This is a genomic window from Pseudomonas oryzihabitans, assembly GCF_024652905.1.
GTDB lineage: Bacteria > Pseudomonadota > Gammaproteobacteria > Pseudomonadales > Pseudomonadaceae > Chryseomonas > Chryseomonas benzopyrenica.
Map to the genome: position 1 here is coordinate 2,900,940 of NZ_CP102428.1, position 17,659 is coordinate 2,918,598.

Here is a 17,659-nt window from a genome sequence, read left to right on the forward strand (position 1 = left end):
AGCTAGCCATGACTCAGCTGTTCGAGCCGATCAAGATCGGCGCCCTGGAACTGCCCAACCGCGTCATCATGGCGCCCCTCACCCGCTGTCGCGCCGAACCGGGCCGGGTTCCGGGCGATCTGATGGTCGAGTACTACGTGCAACGCGCATCCGCCGGCCTGATCATCACCGAGGCCACCTCGGTAGATCCCATGGGCGTGGGTTATCCCGACACCCCCGGCATCTGGTCCGACGCCCAGGTGGCCGGCTGGCAACGGGTGACCACTGCCGTGCACAAGGCCGGTGGCCGCATCGTGCTGCAACTCTGGCATGTGGGCCGCATCTCCGACCCCCGCTACCTCGACGGCGAACTGCCGGTGGCGCCGAGCGCCATCGCCGCCCAGGGCCACGTCAGCCTGCTGCGCCCCAAGCGTGACTATGTCACCCCGCGGGCGCTGGAAACCGCCGAGATCCCCGGCATCGTCGCCGCCTATCGCCATGGCGCCGAGAACGCCAAGCGCGCCGGGTTTGATGGCGTCGAGGTCCACGGGGCCAACGGCTATCTGCTCGACCAGTTCCTGCAGAGCGACACCAACCAGCGTACCGACAATTATGGCGGCTCCATCGAGAATCGCGCCCGGCTGCTGCTGGAAGTGACCGATGCCTGCATCAATGTCTGGGGCGCCGATCGCGTCGGCGTGCACCTGTCCACCCGTGGCGACATGCACACCATGGGCGACAGCGACCCCGCCGCCACCTTCGGCCATGTCGCCCGCGAACTGGGCCAGCGCCAGGTCGCCTTCATCTGCATCCGCGAAGCGGCCGGCAGCGACAGCCTGGGCCCGGACCTCAAGGCGGCCTTCGGCGGCGTCTACATCGCCAACGAGAAATTCGACAAAGCCAAGGCCAATGCCTGGCTGGACGAAGGCAAGGCCGATGCCGTGGCTTTCGGCGTGCCCTTCATCGCTAACCCGGACCTGCCGCAACGCCTGGAGCAGGATGCCCCGCTCAATGAGCCGCACCCGGATACCTTCTACAGCAAGGGCCCGGTAGGCTACATCGACTATCCGCGGCTGTAATTTTCCCGCCGACAAGAAAAGCCCGCCGATTGGCGGGCTTTTTCATGGGGATTCAGGTTTATCGCGGCCATGGGCCGCTCCTACGGTAATGTCTGAACCTGTAGGAGCGACTGCATCGGCGGACCGTCATGGCAGTGATGCCCCTAACGTCCCGGCATCAACCGTAGGTTGGGCTGAGACGGTTTTATCGTCGAAGCCCAACAGTCATGGGCACGGCCCACCCATGTTGGGGTTCGCTGCGCTCAGCGCCAACCTACGTCAGGAGCCGTAGGTTGGGTTGAGACGGCTCCATCGTCGAAGCCCAACAGGCACGAGCCCGGTGCATCCCTGTTGGGCTTCGCTGCGCTCAGCGCCAACCTACGCCGGTGTAGGCCAGAACGCGCGGATCGCCGCCACGCCCTGGGCGCCGGCCTGCCAGGCGCCGGTGAGGTCGGCATCGCCCAGCCCTCCCAGCAGATAGGCCGGCAGGTTGCAGTCGGCTAGCAGTTGCTGGGCCTTGACCCAGCCCAGGGTCGGGGCGCCGGGGTGGCTGGCGGTGGGCATCACCGGCGACAGGGTGACGAAGTCCACCCCCATCTGCTGGGCGAGGGCCAGTTCTTCGGCGTCGTGGCAGGAGGCCGCCAGCAGGCGCTGTTCCGGAAAGGGTCGCCCATTGGGCGCATAACGACGCAGTTGCTCGGCGGTCAGGTGCCAGCCAGCCGCGGGGAAATCCCCCAGCCACTCCAGCGGACCTTTGAGCATCAGCTGGGCGCGGCCGGTGCAGAGCCCCTGGACGTCGCCGGCCAGGTCGCGGTACTGGGGATCGAAGTTGTCCGGCGTGCGCAGCTGGACCAGGCGGATGCCGCTGTCCAGCGCTCGATGCAGGCCGTTGAGCAACTCCGCGGTGGTCAGCTCGCCGGGGGTGATGAGATAGCGGTCTGGCAGCCGCGCCGCCTGGACGATGGGTCGGTTGGCTGCGGGAAAGTCATAATCGAGCAGCGCGCGCGGGGCGACCCAGGCCAAGGGCTGGCCCTCGGCGCCGTGGGCGTCGCCGGTGAAGGCGTCCACCTGCCAGACGTCCAGCAGCACCGCCTGGTCGGGATAGTCGTGGCGGACCTGCAACAGCGGGCGGGCCGCAGTCACCCTGATGCCCAGCTCTTCGGCCAGTTCGCGTTCGAGCGCCACGGCCGGGGCCTCACCGGCCTCGACCTTGCCCCCCGGAAATTCCCAGAGTCCGCCCTGGTGCTTGTGCGCGGGGCGTTGGGCGATAAGGATCTGCCCCTGGGAATTGCGAATCACCGCGGCAACCACATGCAGACGAGTCATGCGCTCTGCTCCTCCGTTTCAGCCTCCGCCAACCAGCGCTGGAAGGCCGGCCAGGCGTAGATGGTTTCGACATAGGCGGCCGCCTCGGCCGACAGTTCCACCCCGTAGCTGCGGAAGCGGCTGGCGACCGGGGCATAGAAGGCATCGGCGATGGTCGGCGTACCGAACAGATAAGGGCCCTGCTGGCCATAGCGCTCGCGGCATTCGCGCCACAGGCGCTGGATGCGCTGGATGTCTTCCACCGCCTCGGCGGTGGTCGACTTCAGCCGCTGGCGGCGACGCAGGTCCATGGGCAGCTCGCGGCGCAGGGCGAGGAAACCACTGTGCATCTCGGCGCACAGGGCGCGGGCATGGGCGCGGGCCAGGGTGTCCGCCGGCCACAGCCCAGCGTCGGGATAGGCCTCGGCGAGATACTCGACGATGGCCAGGGAGTCCCAGATGGTGCCCTCTTCCAGCTTGAGCACCGGCACCTTGCCGGTAGGCGACTGGGCCTTGAGCAAGGCGCGGCTGTTGGGGGTATAGAGCGGGATCGATACCTCTTCAAAGGCAGCGCCGCTGAGCTCCATGGCCAGCCAGGCGCGTAGCGACCAGGAGGAGAAATTCTTGTTGCCGATCACGAGTTGCAGCTGGGACATGCGGGGATTCCTCGAAACGATGCGGCCCGCGAGGACCGCCGCAGGTGCCCGCCGGAGCGGACGCCCAGGCGTCGGGTAGCCGTCAGGTACGGTACTCGGCGTTGATCTTCACATAGTCGTGGGAGAGGTCGGTGGTCCAGATGGTCTCGCTGTGGCTGCCGCGACCCAGCTCGATGCGGATCTCGATCTCGGCCTGGGCCATGACCCGCGCGCCCTGCTCTTCGGTGTAGGTGGCCGCGCGACCGCCCTGCTGGCAGATCTGCACGCCACCGAGGAAGACGTCGATCAGGCTGACATCCAGTTGGGGCACGCCGGCCCTGCCGACGGCGGCGAGGATGCGGCCCCAGTTGGGATCGGAGGCGAACAGCGCGGTCTTGATCAGCGGCGAGTGAGCGACGGCGTAGCCGACGTCCAGGCACTCCTGGGCATTGCCGCCGCCATTGACCTGCACGGTGACGAACTTGGTGGCACCCTCGCCGTCCCGCACGATGGCCTGGGCCAGTTCGGCGAACACTGCGAACACCGCCTCGCGCAGCTGCTCGAAGGCCGCACCGCTGGGCTGGGCGATTTCCGCCATGGCCGCCTGGCCGGTGGCCACCAGCATGCAGCAGTCGTTGGTGGAGGTGTCGCCGTCAATGGTGATGCGGTTGAAGGAGCGATTGGCGGCATCGGCCAGCAGGTCCTGCAGCAGGCCCCGGGCGACCTTGGCGTCGGTAGCTACGTAGCCCAGCATGGTCGCCATGTTCGGCTTGATCATGCCCGCGCCCTTACTGATACCGGTCACGGTGACGGTGGTGCCGTCCACCTGGAACTGGCGGCTGGCGCCCTTGGGCAGGGTGTCGGTGGTCATGATGCCGGTGGCGGCGGCGGCCCAGTTGTCTTCGGCCAGGTCGGCCAGGGCAGCCGGCAGCGCAGCTTCGATCTTTTCCACCGGCAACGGCTCGCCGATCACGCCGGTGGAGAACGGCAGCACCGCTTCCTCGCCGACGCTGGCCAGAGTCGCCAGGGTCTTGGTGGTGCGCTCGGCCGCGGCCAGGCCCGGCTGGCCGGTACCGGCGTTGGCATTGCCGGTGTTGGTCAGCAGGTAGCGGACGGGGCCAGCGAAGCGCTGACGGGCGATGATGACCGGCGCCGCGCAGAAGGCGTTCAGGGTAAAGACCCCGGCCACGCTGGAGCCTTCGGCACAGCGCATCACCACCACATCCTTGCGCCCGGGGCGCTTGATGCCGGCAGAGGCGATACCGAGTTCGAAACCGGGAACCGGGTGCAGCGTGGAGAGCGGACCGAGACCGACAGCCATGGGAAAACTCCAGTGAAAGAAAAGGAAACGCCGCGAGCGGAAAACCGGTCGCGGCGTGGAAATCAGCCTTCCAGCGCCCGCCTCGCCCAGCCTGGGCAAAGGGCGCAGACAGCCTAGCGGGTGGAGTTTACAACCTGTCGGCGGCTATGCCGACCGGTTGCCGTCGCCGCGGCTGCCTGGGCAGGTCTCAGTCGAGCTTGCCGTGGCACTGCTTGTACTTCTTGCCGGAACCGCAGGGGCACGGCTCGTTGCGACCGATCTTCTGGTCGTTGCGCTGGGGCTGCAAGGGCACCACGGTGTCCTCGCCCTGCTCGTCCTCGAGCACCTCGGGGTCGACCAGCGAAGGCGCCTCGGCGTGCTGGAACTGCATACGCTCGGCCAGGGCTTCGGCCTCGCGGCGCATGCGCTCCTCTTCCTCGACCGGATCCTCGCGGCGCACCTGGACGTGGGACAGCACGCGGATGGTGTCGCGCTTGATGCTTTCCAGCAGCTCCTGGAACAGGGTGAAGGACTCGCGCTTGTATTCCTGCTTGGGGTTCTTCTGGGCGTAGCCGCGCAGATGGATACCGTGGCGCAGGTGGTCCATGGTGGTGAGGTGGTCCTTCCAGAGGTCGTCGACCACCCGCAGCAGCATCTGCTTCTCGAAGTTGCGCAGGGCTTCGCGACCGGCCATGTCTTCCTTTTCCATGTAGGCCGCTTCGAGCTGCTCGAGGATCTTCACCCGCAGGGTGTCCTCGTACAGTTTGTCATCCTCGTCCAGCCACTGGCCGATGGGCAGCTGCAGGCCAAAGACGCTGTACAGCTCGGCTTCCAGACCAGGGATGTCCCACTGCTCGGGTAGCGATTGCGGCGGGATGTGCTCGTTGATCACCTGGGTCAGGGTTTCCTCGCGGAAGCCCTTGATGGTGTCGCCGACGTCTTCGTTGGCCAGCAGGGTGTCGCGCATGTGATAGATCACCTTGCGCTGCTCGTTGGCCACGTCATCGTATTCCAACAGCTGCTTGCGGATGTCGAAGTTGCGGCCTTCGACCTTGCGCTGCGCCTTTTCGATGGCGTTGGTGACCATGCGGTGCTCGATGGCCTCGCCGCCCTGCATGCCCAGGGCCTTCATGAAGTTCTTCACCCGGTCGGAGGCGAAGATGCGCATCAGGCTGTCTTCCAGCGACAGGTAGAAACGGCTGGAGCCCGGGTCGCCCTGGCGACCGGCACGGCCGCGCAGCTGATTGTCGATCCGGCGGGATTCGTGGCGCTCGGAGGCGATCACATGCAGGCCCCCGGCGTCGATGACCTGTTTATGACGCGCCTGCCAGGCGGCCTTGATCGCGGCGATCTGCTCCTCGGTGGGATTCTCCAGGGCCGCGACTTCTACTTCCCAGTTGCCGCCGAGCAAAATGTCGGTACCGCGACCGGCCATGTTGGTGGCGATGGTCACGGCACCCGGACGACCGGCCTGGGCGATGATCTCGGCCTCCCGTTCGTGGTACTTGGCGTTGAGCACCTTGTGCTCGATGCCGGCCTGGGTCAGCAGCTGGTCGACGTACTCGGAGCTCTCGATGGAGGCGGTACCCACCAGCACCGGACGGCCTTCGGCCTGGCACTGTTTCACGTCCTCGATGATCGCCTGGTACTTCTCGGCCTGGGTCAGGTAGACCAGGTCGTTGAAGTCCTTACGGGCGACCTCGCGGTGGGTCGGGATCACCAGCACGTCGAGGTTGTAGATCTGGCGGAACTCGAAGGCCTCGGTGTCGGCGGTACCGGTCATGCCACCGAGCTTGTTGTAGAGGCGGAAGTAGTTCTGGAAGGTGGTCGAGGCCAGGGTCTGGCTCTCGGGCTGGATCGGCAGTCCTTCCTTGGCCTCGATGGCCTGGTGCAGGCCTTCGGAAAGACGGCGACCCGGCATGGTCCGGCCGGTGTGCTCGTCGATCAGCAGTACCTGGTCCTGCTGGACGATGTACTCGACGTTGCGATGGAACAGGGTATGGGCGCGCAGACCGGCGAACACGTGGGTCAAGAGGCCCAGGTTGTGCGCCGAATAGAGGCTCTCGCCCTCGGCCAGCAGCCCGACTTCGGTGAGCATCTCCTCGATGTACTGGTGACCCAGTTCGGTGATCTCCACCTGGCGGGTCTTTTCATCGATGGTGTAGTGGCCGACCTGGGTCGGATTGCCTTCCTCTTCCTCGATGTGCTGCTGCAGACGCGGGATCAGCAGGTTGATCTTCTGATAGAGCTCGGAGCTGTCTTCGGCCTGGCCGGAGATGATCAGCGGAGTCCGGGCTTCGTCGATGAGGATGGAGTCCACCTCGTCGACCACCGCGAAGTTCAGCTCGCGCTGGTACTTCTCGGCCATGCTGAAAGCCATGTTGTCGCGCAGATAGTCGAAGCCGAATTCGTTGTTGGTGCCGTAGGTGATGTCCGAGGCATAGGCGGCGCGTTTCTCTTCCGGCGGCTGGAACGGCAGGATGATGCCCACCGACAGGCCGAGGAATTCGTACAGCGGCCGCATCCAGTTGGCGTCGCGGCGGGCCAGGTAGTCGTTCACCGTGACCACGTGGACGCCCTTGCCGGACAGCGCATTGAGGTAGACCGGCAGGGTGCCCACCAGGGTCTTGCCCTCGCCGGTACGCATCTCGGCGATCTTGCCTTCGTGCAGCGCGGCGCCACCGATCAGCTGGACGTCGAAGTGGCGCATGCCCATGACGCGCTTGCCCGCCTCGCGGACCACCGCGAAGGCTTCCGGCATCAGGGCATCGAGGGACTCGCCCTTGGCCACACGCTGCTTGAATTCCTCGGTCTTGGCGCGCAGTTGCTCGTCGCTCAGGGAGGCAATCTGGGATTCCAACGCATTGGTGGCCACCACGACCTTGCCTAGGCGTTTGACATCTCGTTCGTTCTTGCTTCCAAAGAATTTCTTCAACAAAGGCGCAAACATATCGACTGGAATTCTTCCGCTGGAATGAGGGGAGCGAAACGGGCGGCAAGGCCTCTGCAGAGCCTGGCCAGACGCCTGGGCGCGGGGGTTGAAACCCGCGGTGTCCCGCAATGGTAATCGGGCATTCTACTCGGAAATGCCGATGAGGAAAGAACGACGGGCCCCTGGCCGCCAGGACGCCAGAGCGATCTGTTACCATCGGCGTCCTCTCTTCGCCCATCGCGAGTCCTGCGCATGGCCTTTCGTCCGCTCAACGCCGTCGCTCCCGCTGCCCTGCTGCGCCAGGCCAAACCGCTCAAGGCGCTGTTTCGCGAGGCCGAGCGACTGGGTCGGCTGCAACAATTGCTGGAAGAGCAGCTGCAACCCGCTGCCCGCCCCCATTGCCGGGTGGCCAGCTGGCGCGAGGGCACGCTGCTGTTGGTGGTCAACGACGCCCACTGGGCGACGCGGCTGCGCTATCAACAGCGCCGTCTGCTCCGGCTGCTGCAACAGGCGCCGGAGTTCGTTGGCCTGACGCGTCTGCAGTTCAAGATGCAGCCGAGTCCCGGCGTCGCCACCCGCGCCCGGCCGGTGCGCCAGGTCAGCCAGGTGGGCGCCGACAGCCTGCGTGAAGTCGCGGCCGGGATCCGCGACCCCAAGCTCAAGGCCGCCCTGGAGCGGCTGGCCAGTCGCACCGGCCAGGTCGCGGACTAGGCCTCAGGCCTTGGCCACCGCCCGCTCGAAGGCGGCGCGGATGCGCTCTTCCGGCAGGTCCATGCCGATCAGCACCACACGACTTTCGCGCTCTTCGCCTGGGAGCCAGTCACGCTCCCAGTCGGCGGCATAGATCTGCTGCACGCCCTGGAACAGCAGGCGGCGGTCCTCGCCGGCGATATTCAGCAGACCCTTGTAGCGCAGCAGGTCACAGCCGAGGGTATCGAGCAGCATCTCCATCACGCTGCTGATCTTGGCCTGGTCGAAGGGCCGGGACTCGCGGATGGCGATGGACTGGATGCGCTCGGTAAGGCTGACCGCTTCCGACACCGGCCGCAGCGGGCGGAACAGCGTCGGTGGCGCCAGGTCTTCGTCGTGCAGGTTGAAGCCGCGGATGTCCAGCAACTCCGCCAGCTCGATGCGGCCGTGGTCGACATGGCGAATCGGCGCGCGACGATTGATGCGTTGCAGGCGATTCTCCAGCGCCTCGACGGTCGCCGGTTCGGCCAGGTCGAGCTTGGTCAGCAGCAGGCGATCGGCGAAACCGATCTGCGCCTGCAGCAGCGGATCGCTCAGCTGCTCGCTGGCGTGGACGGCGTCCACCAGGGTCAGCACTCCATCGAGCAGATAACGCTCGCGCAGGAGGTCGTCGGTAAAGAAGGTCTGGGCCACCGGACCGGGATCGGCCAGGCCCGTGCATTCCACAACCAGGCGCTCGAAGTCCAGCTCGCCGCTGTCCAGCCGCTCCAGCAGCACGGTCAGGGCATAGGCCAGGTCCTTGCTGCCGGTGCAGCAGACGCAGCCGTTGGCCACCTTCATCAGTTGCACGGCACCGGCGTCTTCGAGCAATTCGCCGTCGACGTCCAGGGCGCTGAATTCGTTTTCGATCACGGCGATCTTGAGACCGTGCTCGGCTTGCAGGATGTGCTTGAGCAGGGTGGTCTTGCCGGCGCCGAGAAAGCCGGTCAGGACGGTGACGGGGATGGGTTCACGCATGGGAAACTCCAGACAGAAAGAGGCCGGGCTTGGAGCCCGGCCTTAGAACCTGCTCACGATCTCGCGAGCTAGAGACAAACAAGGCGAAAATGGCTGAGGAAGCGGAGTTTACGAGTGGTAAATGAGCATTCCGAAGGCATTTTCAACGCCGTTTGGCCGACGCGCAGCAGATCGTGAACAGGTTCTTAGGGTGATCCTGGGTCAGCAGCAGCGGATGGCGCCCGACTTGCCGCCACCGTAACGCGCCTCCTGGCGCTCACGGAAGAAGGCTTCGTAGCTCATCACCGGCTGGTCCGGGTGCTTGCCGCGCATGTGCTCGACATAGGTGTCGTAGTCGGGCATGCCCACCAGCATCTTGGCGGCCTGCCCGAGGTATTTGCCCATGCGACCCAGGTCATTGAACATGAAGATTCTCCTTTAGGCGCCCGCTACCGGCTGGAAGGGGGTCTCGCGATCGGTCCGCTCGGGCTTGGCCAGCGCAGCGCGACCGACCTTGATGGAAAAGAACAGGATGCTCATCACCACCACCAGGAACAGCACCGACAGGGTGGCGTTGGTGTAGGCGTTGAAGACGATGTGCTGCATCTGTTCCATGCTCTTGGCCGGGGCGATCACCTGCCCCTGGGCCATGGCGGTGCTGTACTTCTTGGCCAGGGCCAGGAAGCCGACCGCCGGATTCGAATCGAACAGCTTGATCAGGCTGGCGGTGGTGGTGCAGATCAGCAGCCAGACGGCCGGCACCAGGGTGACCCAGACATAGCGCTGGCGCTTCATCTTGATCAGCACCACCGAGCCCAGCATCAGGGCGATACCGGCGAGCATCTGGTTGGAGATACCGAACAGCGGCCAGAGGGTGTTGATGCCACCCAGCGGATCGACCACGCCCTGATACAGCAGCCAGCCCCAGAGGGCGACGCAACCGGCGGTGCCGATGACGTTGGCGGTCCAGGAGTCGGTCTTCTTCAGCGCCGGCACGAAGCTGCCCAGCAGGTCCTGCAGCATGAAGCGTCCGGCGCGGGTACCGGCGTCCACCGCGGTGAGGATGAACAGCGCCTCGAACAGGATGGCGAAGTGGTACCAGAAGGCCATGGTGTTCTCGCCCGGCAGCACGTTGTGCATGATCTGGGCGATGCCCACCGCCAGGGTGGGAGCACCACCGGCACGGGCCAGGATGGTGTGCTCACCGATCTCGGTGGCGGTGGCCTGCAGCATCTCGGGCGTCACCACGAAGCCCCAGGTGCTGATCTTGGCGGCCACCGACACCACGTCGGCGCCGACCACGGCGGCCGGGCTGTTCATGGCGAAGTAGACGCCGGGCTCGATCACCGAGGCGGCGACCATGGCCATGATGGCGACAAAGGACTCCATCAGCATGGCGCCGTAGCCGATGTAGCGGGCATGGGTTTCCTTGGCGATCAGCTTGGGCGTGGTGCCCGAGCTGATCAGCGCATGGAAGCCGGACACCGCGCCACAGGCGATGGTGATGAACAGGAAGGGGAACAGGGTGCCCTTCCACACCGGACCGGTGCCGTCGACGAACTGGGTCAGGGCCGGCATCTTGAGCATCGGCATGGTCACCAGGATGCCGATGGCCAGGGCGATAATGGTGCCGATCTTGAGGAAGGTGGACAGGTAGTCACGCGGAGCCAGCACCAGCCAGACCGGCAGCACGGCGGCGACGAAGCCGTAGCCGATCAGCATCCAGGTGATCTGCACGCCGGTGAAGGTGAAGGCCGGACCCCAGACCGGATCGGCGGCGACCAGGCCGCCCACCCAGATGGACGCCAGCAGCAGCACCACCCCAATCAGCGAGATCTCGCCGATGCGACCGGGGCGGATGTATCTCATGTAGACGCCCATGAACATGGCGATCGGCAGGGTGGCGATCACCGTGAACATGCCCCAGGGGCTCTCGGCCAGGGCCTTGACCACGATCAGCGCCAGCACCGCGAGGATGATGATCATGATCAGGAAGCAGCCGAACAGGGCGATGGTGCCAGGGATGCGTCCCATTTCCTCGCGCACCATGTCGCCCAGGGAGCGACCGTTGCGGCGGGTGGAGAGGAACAGGATCATGAAGTCCTGCACCGCGCCGGCGAAGACCACCCCGGCGATCAGCCAGAGGGTGCCGGGCAGATAGCCCATCTGGGCGGCGAGCACGGGACCGACCAGCGGACCGGCACCGGCGATGGCGGCGAAGTGGTGGCCGAAGAGGATGTGCTTGTTGGTGGGGACGTAGTCCAGACCGTCGTTGTTGAGCACGGCGGGCGTGGCCCGTCTGGCGTCGAGGCCCATCACCTTGGTGGCGATGAACAGGCTGTAGTAGCGGTAGGCAACGAGGTAGATCGCCACGGCGGCGACCACAATCCAGAGGGCGTTGATCGCTTCGCCTCGACTCAGCGCCACGGTACCCAGCGCGAAGGCGCCCAGTACGGCAACGGCGAACCAGGCTAGATGGCTGGCCATTCGGGTCATGCTTGTTCTCCTGCCGCGCATCTGTGACCGCGGCGATACTTGTTATTGTGAGAGCCCACAGCGGAGCCATATTACTATCGGCGGCTCGACGCGACAGCGAAATTCGCAGAACTACCCAAGGCCCGCTACGTAGTTCTACGTAGCGGGCAGTCCGGACAGGTGCCGATGCAACTCAAATACAAGATGGTCGCCCTCGGCCTCCTGCCGCTCCTGCTGGCGGTGGCAGCGGTCTGCCTGGTGGTGTTGGAACAGAGCCAGCGCCTGGGCGAGCAGCAGGCGCGCCTGCTCGAACACAGCATCCTCGGCAGCAAGAAGACCGAGTTGCGCAACTATGTGGAGATGGGCGTCAGTGCCATCCAGCCCCTGTATGGCAGCGGCCGCGACGACGACGAAACCCGGGCCAGGGTACTGGCGCTGCTGGCCAGTCTGAATTTCGGCAGCGACGGCTACTTCTTCGTCTACGACCAGCATGGCCGCAACCTCATGCATCCACGCCAGCCCGAATTGGTCGGGCGCGACCTCTGGCAACTGACCGACGGCAACGGCCTGCTGGTGATCCAGGCGCTGCTCAAGAGCGCCCGCGAAGGCGACGGCTTCCAGCGCTATGGCTGGCAGAAGCCTTCCAGTGGGCAGATGGCGGAAAAGCTGGCCTACGTGACCCAGCTAGAGCGTTGGGGTTGGGTGCTGGGCACCGGCCTCTATCTGGATGACGTGGACGCCGCCCTCGCCCAGGTGCGCCACGACGTGGCCGCCGGCATCCGCACGACCCTGTTGGCCAGCGCCGGGGTGGCCCTGGTGGCGGTGCTGCTGGTATTCGCCGGCGGACTGACCCTCAACGTCAGCGAACATCGCCTGGCCGATCGCAAGCTCAAGCAGCTGACCCAGAGGCTCATCACCTCCCAGGAAGAGGAACGCTCCCGACTGTCACGGGAATTGCACGACGGCATCAGCCAGTTGCTGGTGTCCATCAAATTCCAGTTCGAGCTGGCCAGCCGCGAGCTCGGCGCGAGCAAGCCCAGCGCCGGCGAGACCCTGCGCGAAGGCACCCAGCGCCTGGCGGCGGCCATCGGCGAGATCCGTCGCATCTCCCACGACCTGCACCCTTCGCTGCTGGATACCCTCGGCCTGCCTGCCGCCCTGGGCCAGCTGGTGGAGGAGTTCCGCCAGCGCAGCGGCCTGAACGTGGACTATCGGCAGACCCTCGACGACAGTCCCGCCGGCGGCGACATGGACGTCGCCCTGTTCCGTATCGTCCAGGAGGCCCTGACCAACATCGAACGCCATGCCGCGGCCCAGCGGGTGGTCATCGACCTGCAGCGGCGCGGGCGCTGGATCTGCCTGACCGTGCACGATGATGGCCGCGGCTTCGATACCGGCCAGGTGGAACGCCTCAGCGGCGGCATCGGCCTGCGTAACATCCGTGAGCGGGTGGAGCTGTTCGGCGGTCGTTGCGCCATCCAGTCCGGGCCCGGCGGCACGACCCTGGACGTGGTTCTGCTACGCTCGGACCTCCCGGCCGACGAGGAAAGCCCGACATGACGCCCATCCGCATCCTCCTGGTCGACGACCATGCCCTGGTCCGCGCCGGCGTGCGGGCGTTGCTGGGCACCATCGAGCGCTTCGCGGTGGTCGGCGAGGCCGGTAGCGGCGCGGAAGCCCTCGATCTGCTGGCGCGTCTCGATCCGGACATCCTGCTGGTGGACATCGGCCTCAAGGACATCAACGGCCTGGAGCTGACTGCCCTGATCGCCGAACGCGCACCCCGTGCCCGGGTGTTGATCCTGAGCATGTACGACAATCGCGAATACGTCAGTACCTCGCTGCGGGTGGGCGCGGCCGGCTATGTACTCAAGGATGCCCCCTCGGAGGAAATCATCGCCGCGGTGGAAGCCCTGGCGGTCGGCGGACGCTTCTACAGCAGCGCCATCGCGGCCCGCCTGGGTGAAGGGGGGACCCACGAAGGGGAACTCACCCCCCGGGAACGCCAGGTGCTGTTGCTCATGGCCCAGGGCCTCAACAACAAGACCATGGCGCAGCAGCTGGGGCTCAGCGTGCGGACGGTGGAGACCCATCGCCTGAGCATCCGCCGCAAGCTGGACATCCAGAAGCCGGCCGATCTGGTCCGCCATGCGCGCGAGTACGGCTGGCGCCCCGAAGGTGCGTCCAACGTCTGACCAGCAGGCCGCTGCTCGCGCCCAGGCGACCAATGAGCCCTCTCCTTCTGGCTCCGCCGGTCACCGCCGGCTACCCTTCCAGGAGTAGTCGATACGAGACGGCCCCGGTCGTCTACAGTGATCAGGAAACCTCAGGAAGACCTTCCATGAACGACACCAACGAGCGTCGCCGCTTTACCCGTTTCACCTTCGATGCCCCTGCGCAGTTGCACCAGGGTGAGCGCCAGTGGGCGGCGCCCGTGGACGACATCTCGCTCAAGGGCGTGCTGCTGGCCCGACCTGCCGATTGGTCGAATCAGTCACGCGCGGCCTATGAGTTACGCATCCGGCTCAATGACGAGACCCAGGTGACCATGGGCGTGGAGCTGGTACGGGAAACCCCGGAGCAACTGGCCTTCGCCTGTCGCCAGATCGACCTGGATTCCATCAGCCACCTGCGCCGGCTGGTAGAACTGAACCTCGGCGACGAGACCCTGCTGGAGCGCGAGTTGGCAGCGTTGGGTACACCCTGAGCGAGGCCTTGCCAAGGTGGGTTGAGCGAAAGCGAAGCCTAACGGTGCGCGAGTTCAACCCTGGTTGTTGGGCTTCGACGATGGAGCCGTCTCAGCCCAACCTACGGCATCGATAGCCTCATGGATTGGGTTTAGCGAAAGCGAAGCCCAACGGTGCTTGGGTCTGAATCCGCCTGCTGGGCTTCGACGGTGGAGCCGTCTCAACCCAACCTACTGCATCGATAGCCTCGTAGGTTGGGTTGAGCGAAAGCGAAGCCCAACGGCGCTTAGAACTCCAGATGCAGACCCACCACCAGCCGGGCGTCGTGGGTGTCTTCGCCCTCTTCGCGCGCCATGGCGGCGGTGTTGCCGTGGGTCGCGTTCCAGGATACCCCGACATAGGGCGCCACCTCCGGGGTCACCTGATACCTCAGGCGCAGCCCGGCTTCGCTTTCGGCGAAGCCGGCGCCCTGGCCACGGGCCTCGTCGTTGCGACCGTAGAAATTGAGCTCGGTGTGGGGCTGCAGGATCAGCCGCTGGGTCAGGGCCCAGTCGTATTCGGCCTCCAGACGCAGGGCGGTCTGGTTGTTCTCGCCAAGGAAAGCGGTGATCTCGATGTCGAGATCCTCGGGATCGTGCTCCTGGATCCCCAGGGCGGCCCAGGTCTGCGGCGAGCCGGGTTTGAAATCCTGGCGAATGCCGGCCACGCTGCCCCAGCCCTTGGCCAGCGCGTGCCCCCAGAGGGCCTGCACCTCGGCCTGCTCGGTGTGGCCATTGGTGCGTTCGCCCTGGCTGCGGAAATCCAGCCGATTGGCGCCACCGCCAAGGGCCCAGCCTTCCAGATCCCAGTTGAAGACACTGCCCTCGTCGGCGTGCTGCCATTCCAGCTGATCCACCTCCAGGCTGGCCGGGGCGGAACTGCTGGGATCGGCGGCCTGCACCAGGGTGCTGATAGCAAAGCTGGCAAAGAGTACGGAAAGCGGGAGCAGACGAGACATGGCGGGTATCCAGGGTCATGGAAGCGCCTGATAGACCACCCTGCCCCACCGAGAGTTTTAAAAAATATTACAAAGGCCGCGCCAGGCTATTCGAACAGTGCATCCAGTGCCTGCTCCAATCGAGTCACGGCCACCACCTGCAGACCGGGCGGCGGATCCTTGGGCGCGTTGCCCTTGGGCACGATGGCGCGCTTGAAGCCGTGCTTGGCCGCTTCCTTGAGACGCTCCTGGCCACTGGGTACCGGACGGATTTCGCCGGACAGGCCGATCTCGCCGAACACCAGCAGATCGTGCGGCAGTGCGCGGTCCCTCAGGCTGGAGATCACCGCCGACATCAGCGCCAGGTCCACCGCCGTCTCCAGCACCTTGACCCCGCCGACCACGTTGATGAAGACGTCCTGGTCGTAGGTGGGGATGCTGCCGTGACGGTGCAGCACCGCCAGCAGCATGGCCAGGCGATTCTGGTCCAGGCCCACGGTGACCCGGCGCGGGTTGGCCAGGTGACTGGTGTCCACCAGCGCCTGCACCTCCACCAGCATGGGCCGCGAACCCTCCCAGGTCGCCATGACCACACTGCCCGCCACTGCCTCCTGGGCACGATTGAGAAAGATCGCCGAAGGGTTGGAAACCTCCTTGAGGCCTTTATCGGTCATGCCGAACACGCCCAGCTCGTTGACCGCGCCGAAGCGATTCTTCACCGCTCTGAGCATGCGCAGACGGCCGTCCGATTCGCCCTCGAAATAGAGCACGGTGTCGACCATGTGCTCCAGCACCCGTGGTCCGGCCAGGGCGCCTTCCTTGGTGACGTGGCCAACCAGAAAGATGGCGGTACCGGTCTGCTTGGCGAAACGTACCAGCAGGGCCGCGCTCTCGCGCACCTGGGCCACGCCACCTGGGGCGGATTGCAGTTGCTCGGTGAAGATGGTCTGGATGGAGTCGATCACCATGACCCGCGGCTTTTCCTGGCGGGCGGTGGCGACGATGGTCTCGATGCAGGTCTCGGTCATGACCTTGAGCTTGTCTTCCGGCAGACCCAGGCGCCGGGCGCGCATGGCCACCTGTTGCTGGGATTCCTCGCCGGTGACATAGAGCGCTGGCATGCGCGCGGCCAGATGACAGAGGGTCTGCAGCAGGATGGTGGACTTGCCGATGCCGGGATCACCGCCGATCAGCACCACGGAGCCGTCCACCAGGCCGCCACCCAGCACCCGGTCGAGTTCGGTGGAATCGGTGGTGAAGCGCGGGGTTTCCTCGACGCTGACCTCGGCCAGGGTCTTGATGGTCGCCTGCGCCCCGGCCCAGCCAGCGCGCCCGGAGGGTACGGCGGAGGTCTCGACGACGGTTTCCACCAGGGTGTTCCAGGCACCGCACTCGCCGCACTGACCCGCCCACTTGGGAAAGGTGGCGCCGCATTCGGTGCAGCCGTAGAGACGCTTGGCCTTGGCCATGGCGGAATTCTCCAGTCGAGAAAGGAAGGTTCCCAGCATATCACGACTGGATGCATAGACAGTAAAAAGGCGCGATCCCAGGGGAGCGCGCCTCTCTCAAAAGCGGGCTTGAGCCTTAGTTACCCTCGCCACCCGGCTGACGCAGCATGGTCAGGGCCTGGTTGGCCTGGGCGATGCACTTCTTCTCATCGCCGGCCTTCTGGGCGGCCATGGCGTTCTTGCGGAAGTCGGCGATCTGCTGGGCCTGGGAGCTGCCCGGGCCGATCATGTTGGTCTTCATCTTGCTGGCGTCATCCAGCTTCTGCAACTGCACCGCGCACAGATCCTTGGCGAACACAGGGGCGGTGGCGAACATCATTAGGGCGATCAGGGCGGTACGCTTCATGGGGACATCCTCATTGGGGAGGGCCAGGTAGGCCGGATAAACCTCGCTCACCCCACGAAACTCGTCTGGGGTAACCCATTGACCGTCAGGCATCGTTGGTCGTTCAGCGTGCCATCATCGGCGTTTACCCTCGGGCCAGCTGCTCTGGGACTAGTGCTTGAGCGTCGAAATCATCGCCGCATCGCCACGCATCCAGACCGGCAACGCCTGTTGCCAACGCTCCTGTTCGAGCAGTTGCAGGTCGGCCAAAAGTCGGCTGTATTCGGCGAATTCCTGTTGGACGCGACGGCGTTGCGCGTCCACGGCCGCTTCGGTGATCCACAGGTGCCACTGCTGGTACATCGCCACTTCGTCGGTCATCGGCTCCTCTCCTGGGAGGCCATGATGGCAACGCCGGCGGCCCTTGCCAATCGCACTAAGGTGGGGCTCGACCCTGCAGATCGAGCCCGACACAGCTAGGACGGGTATTTCAGCTGCTGAGCGATTTTGTCCTTGAGCAGGACACGCTCACGACGCAGACGACCCAACTCCTCGTCGCCGCTGGATTCTTCCACTTCTTCCAGATCGAGGATCTGCTGATCGAGCTTCGCGTAGTCTTCCAGCAGCTTGGCGAAGGCCGCATCGGTCTGGGGACGGCTGTCCAGCTGCTCGGCGTATTCGGGAAAGTCTTTGTGCAGGTCGTGTTTGGCAACCATCAGAGGCTCCTTGGGGTGAGAGATAGAGGTCGCGAGGGCCGCAGCTCTCGTCGTACAAGGGTGGACCCAGTCCTTTC

The 17,659-nt window shown here is 65.5% G+C and carries 17 protein-coding genes; 5 read left to right on the top strand and 12 right to left on the bottom strand.

The genetic code is table 11. From position 1 onward, the window contains the following. Positions 1 to 8: 8 nt before the first annotated feature. Positions 9 to 1,058 (top strand): alkene reductase, encoded by a 1,050-nt coding sequence (locus NRG74_RS13440; protein ID WP_257704428.1) that lies wholly within the window; start codon positions 9 to 11, stop codon positions 1,056 to 1,058. A gap of 357 nt (positions 1,059 to 1,415) precedes the next feature. Here NRG74_RS13440 and NRG74_RS13445 read toward each other — a convergent pair whose 3' ends face one another. From NRG74_RS13445 to secA, 4 genes are all read right to left on the bottom strand, one after another. Further along, positions 1,416 to 2,363, bottom strand: a complete 948-nt coding sequence (locus NRG74_RS13445; RefSeq protein ID WP_257704430.1) for a Nudix family hydrolase — start codon at positions 2,361 to 2,363, stop codon at positions 1,416 to 1,418. Further along, entirely contained in the window at positions 2,360 to 2,998 is a 639-nt protein-coding gene (locus NRG74_RS13450; protein WP_257704432.1) for a glutathione S-transferase family protein, read from the bottom strand. Before NRG74_RS13450 ends, NRG74_RS13445 begins: the two co-directional genes overlap by 4 nt. Before the next feature lie 82 nt (positions 2,999 to 3,080). After that, positions 3,081 to 4,298: a bifunctional glutamate N-acetyltransferase/amino-acid acetyltransferase ArgJ gene (argJ, locus tag NRG74_RS13455; RefSeq protein ID WP_160924040.1), complete on the bottom strand. Its 1,218-nt coding sequence runs from the start codon at positions 4,296 to 4,298 to the stop codon at positions 3,081 to 3,083. A gap of 187 nt (positions 4,299 to 4,485) precedes the next feature. Next, a complete protein-coding gene (gene secA, locus NRG74_RS13460) occupies positions 4,486 to 7,227 on the bottom strand; it encodes a preprotein translocase subunit SecA (RefSeq protein WP_231356968.1) in 2,742 nt (913 codons plus the stop codon). A gap of 234 nt (positions 7,228 to 7,461) precedes the next feature. Here secA and NRG74_RS13465 point away from each other — a divergent pair, with 234 nt between their 5' ends. Then, the gene (locus NRG74_RS13465; protein WP_017639102.1) at positions 7,462 to 7,920 is read left to right on the top strand and encodes a DciA family protein; all 459 of its coding nucleotides are present in this window, start codon (positions 7,462 to 7,464) and stop codon (positions 7,918 to 7,920) included. 3 nt (positions 7,921 to 7,923) lie between these two features. Here NRG74_RS13465 and yjiA read toward each other — a convergent pair whose 3' ends face one another. The 3 genes from yjiA to NRG74_RS13480 form a co-directional block, all read right to left on the bottom strand. Beyond that, a complete protein-coding gene (gene yjiA / locus NRG74_RS13470) occupies positions 7,924 to 8,916 on the bottom strand; it encodes a GTPase (RefSeq protein ID WP_184292134.1) in 993 nt (330 codons plus the stop codon). Positions 8,917 to 9,117: 201 nt separating this feature from the next. Next, positions 9,118 to 9,321: a YbdD/YjiX family protein gene (locus NRG74_RS13475; RefSeq protein WP_007162682.1), complete on the bottom strand. Its 204-nt coding sequence runs from the start codon at positions 9,319 to 9,321 to the stop codon at positions 9,118 to 9,120. A 12-nt stretch (positions 9,322 to 9,333) separates the two neighbouring features. Beyond that, positions 9,334 to 11,391: a carbon starvation CstA family protein gene (locus NRG74_RS13480; protein ID WP_026083612.1), complete on the bottom strand. Its 2,058-nt coding sequence runs from the start codon at positions 11,389 to 11,391 to the stop codon at positions 9,334 to 9,336. Positions 11,392 to 11,556: 165 nt separating this feature from the next. On the opposite strand from NRG74_RS13480, the gene NRG74_RS13485 reads away from it, so the two are divergent. From NRG74_RS13485 to NRG74_RS13495, 3 genes are all read left to right on the top strand, one after another. Further along, positions 11,557 to 12,930 (top strand): cache domain-containing protein, encoded by a 1,374-nt coding sequence (locus tag NRG74_RS13485; protein WP_017639099.1) that lies wholly within the window; start codon positions 11,557 to 11,559, stop codon positions 12,928 to 12,930. Beyond that, a complete protein-coding gene (locus tag NRG74_RS13490) occupies positions 12,927 to 13,565 on the top strand; it encodes a response regulator (RefSeq protein WP_064307514.1) in 639 nt (212 codons plus the stop codon). The genes NRG74_RS13485 and NRG74_RS13490 overlap by 4 nt, the downstream gene beginning before the upstream one ends. A 146-nt stretch (positions 13,566 to 13,711) precedes the next feature. After that, the gene (locus NRG74_RS13495) at positions 13,712 to 14,077 is read left to right on the top strand and encodes a PilZ domain-containing protein (protein WP_064307513.1); all 366 of its coding nucleotides are present in this window, start codon (positions 13,712 to 13,714) and stop codon (positions 14,075 to 14,077) included. A 266-nt stretch (positions 14,078 to 14,343) separates the two neighbouring features. Here NRG74_RS13495 and NRG74_RS13500 read toward each other — a convergent pair whose 3' ends face one another. From NRG74_RS13500 to NRG74_RS13520, 5 genes are all read right to left on the bottom strand, one after another. Beyond that, entirely contained in the window at positions 14,344 to 15,054 is a 711-nt protein-coding gene (locus tag NRG74_RS13500; protein WP_017639096.1) for a copper resistance protein B, read from the bottom strand. An 86-nt stretch (positions 15,055 to 15,140) separates the two neighbouring features. Beyond that, entirely contained in the window at positions 15,141 to 16,502 is a 1,362-nt protein-coding gene (gene radA / locus NRG74_RS13505; RefSeq protein ID WP_017639095.1) for a DNA repair protein RadA, read from the bottom strand. Positions 16,503 to 16,617: 115 nt separating this feature from the next. After that, positions 16,618 to 16,887 carry a hypothetical protein gene (locus NRG74_RS13510; RefSeq protein ID WP_017639094.1) on the bottom strand — a complete coding sequence of 90 codons (270 nt, stop codon included), beginning with the start codon at positions 16,885 to 16,887 and terminating at the stop codon, positions 16,618 to 16,620. A 150-nt stretch (positions 16,888 to 17,037) separates the two neighbouring features. Then, entirely contained in the window at positions 17,038 to 17,247 is a 210-nt protein-coding gene (locus tag NRG74_RS13515) for a hypothetical protein (RefSeq protein WP_017639093.1), read from the bottom strand. A 95-nt stretch (positions 17,248 to 17,342) separates the two neighbouring features. After that, positions 17,343 to 17,582 carry a YdcH family protein gene (locus tag NRG74_RS13520; RefSeq protein ID WP_007162691.1) on the bottom strand — a complete coding sequence of 80 codons (240 nt, stop codon included), beginning with the start codon at positions 17,580 to 17,582 and terminating at the stop codon, positions 17,343 to 17,345. Positions 17,583 to 17,659: the final 77 nt, after the last annotated feature.

Coding starts and splice junctions, on each gene's coding strand:
- NRG74_RS13440 (WP_257704428.1), top strand. CDS start 9: ATGACTCAGCTGTTCGAGCCGATCAAGATCGGCGCCCTGGAACTGCCC.
- NRG74_RS13445 (WP_257704430.1), bottom strand. CDS start 2,363: ATGACTCGTCTGCATGTGGTTGCCGCGGTGATTCGCAATTCCCAGGGG.
- NRG74_RS13450 (WP_257704432.1), bottom strand. CDS start 2,998: ATGTCCCAGCTGCAACTCGTGATCGGCAACAAGAATTTCTCCTCCTGG.
- argJ (WP_160924040.1), bottom strand. CDS start 4,298: ATGGCTGTCGGTCTCGGTCCGCTCTCCACGCTGCACCCGGTTCCCGGT.
- secA (WP_231356968.1), bottom strand. CDS start 7,227: ATGTTTGCGCCTTTGTTGAAGAAATTCTTTGGAAGCAAGAACGAACGA.
- NRG74_RS13465 (WP_017639102.1), top strand. CDS start 7,462: ATGGCCTTTCGTCCGCTCAACGCCGTCGCTCCCGCTGCCCTGCTGCGC.
- yjiA (WP_184292134.1), bottom strand. CDS start 8,916: ATGCGTGAACCCATCCCCGTCACCGTCCTGACCGGCTTTCTCGGCGCC.
- NRG74_RS13475 (WP_007162682.1), bottom strand. CDS start 9,321: ATGTTCAATGACCTGGGTCGCATGGGCAAATACCTCGGGCAGGCCGCC.
- NRG74_RS13480 (WP_026083612.1), bottom strand. CDS start 11,391: ATGACCCGAATGGCCAGCCATCTAGCCTGGTTCGCCGTTGCCGTACTG.
- NRG74_RS13485 (WP_017639099.1), top strand. CDS start 11,557: ATGCAACTCAAATACAAGATGGTCGCCCTCGGCCTCCTGCCGCTCCTG.
- NRG74_RS13490 (WP_064307514.1), top strand. CDS start 12,927: ATGACGCCCATCCGCATCCTCCTGGTCGACGACCATGCCCTGGTCCGC.
- NRG74_RS13495 (WP_064307513.1), top strand. CDS start 13,712: ATGAACGACACCAACGAGCGTCGCCGCTTTACCCGTTTCACCTTCGAT.
- NRG74_RS13500 (WP_017639096.1), bottom strand. CDS start 15,054: ATGTCTCGTCTGCTCCCGCTTTCCGTACTCTTTGCCAGCTTTGCTATC.
- radA (WP_017639095.1), bottom strand. CDS start 16,502: ATGGCCAAGGCCAAGCGTCTCTACGGCTGCACCGAATGCGGCGCCACC.
- NRG74_RS13510 (WP_017639094.1), bottom strand. CDS start 16,887: ATGAAGCGTACCGCCCTGATCGCCCTAATGATGTTCGCCACCGCCCCT.
- NRG74_RS13515 (WP_017639093.1), bottom strand. CDS start 17,247: ATGACCGACGAAGTGGCGATGTACCAGCAGTGGCACCTGTGGATCACC.
- NRG74_RS13520 (WP_007162691.1), bottom strand. CDS start 17,582: ATGGTTGCCAAACACGACCTGCACAAAGACTTTCCCGAATACGCCGAG.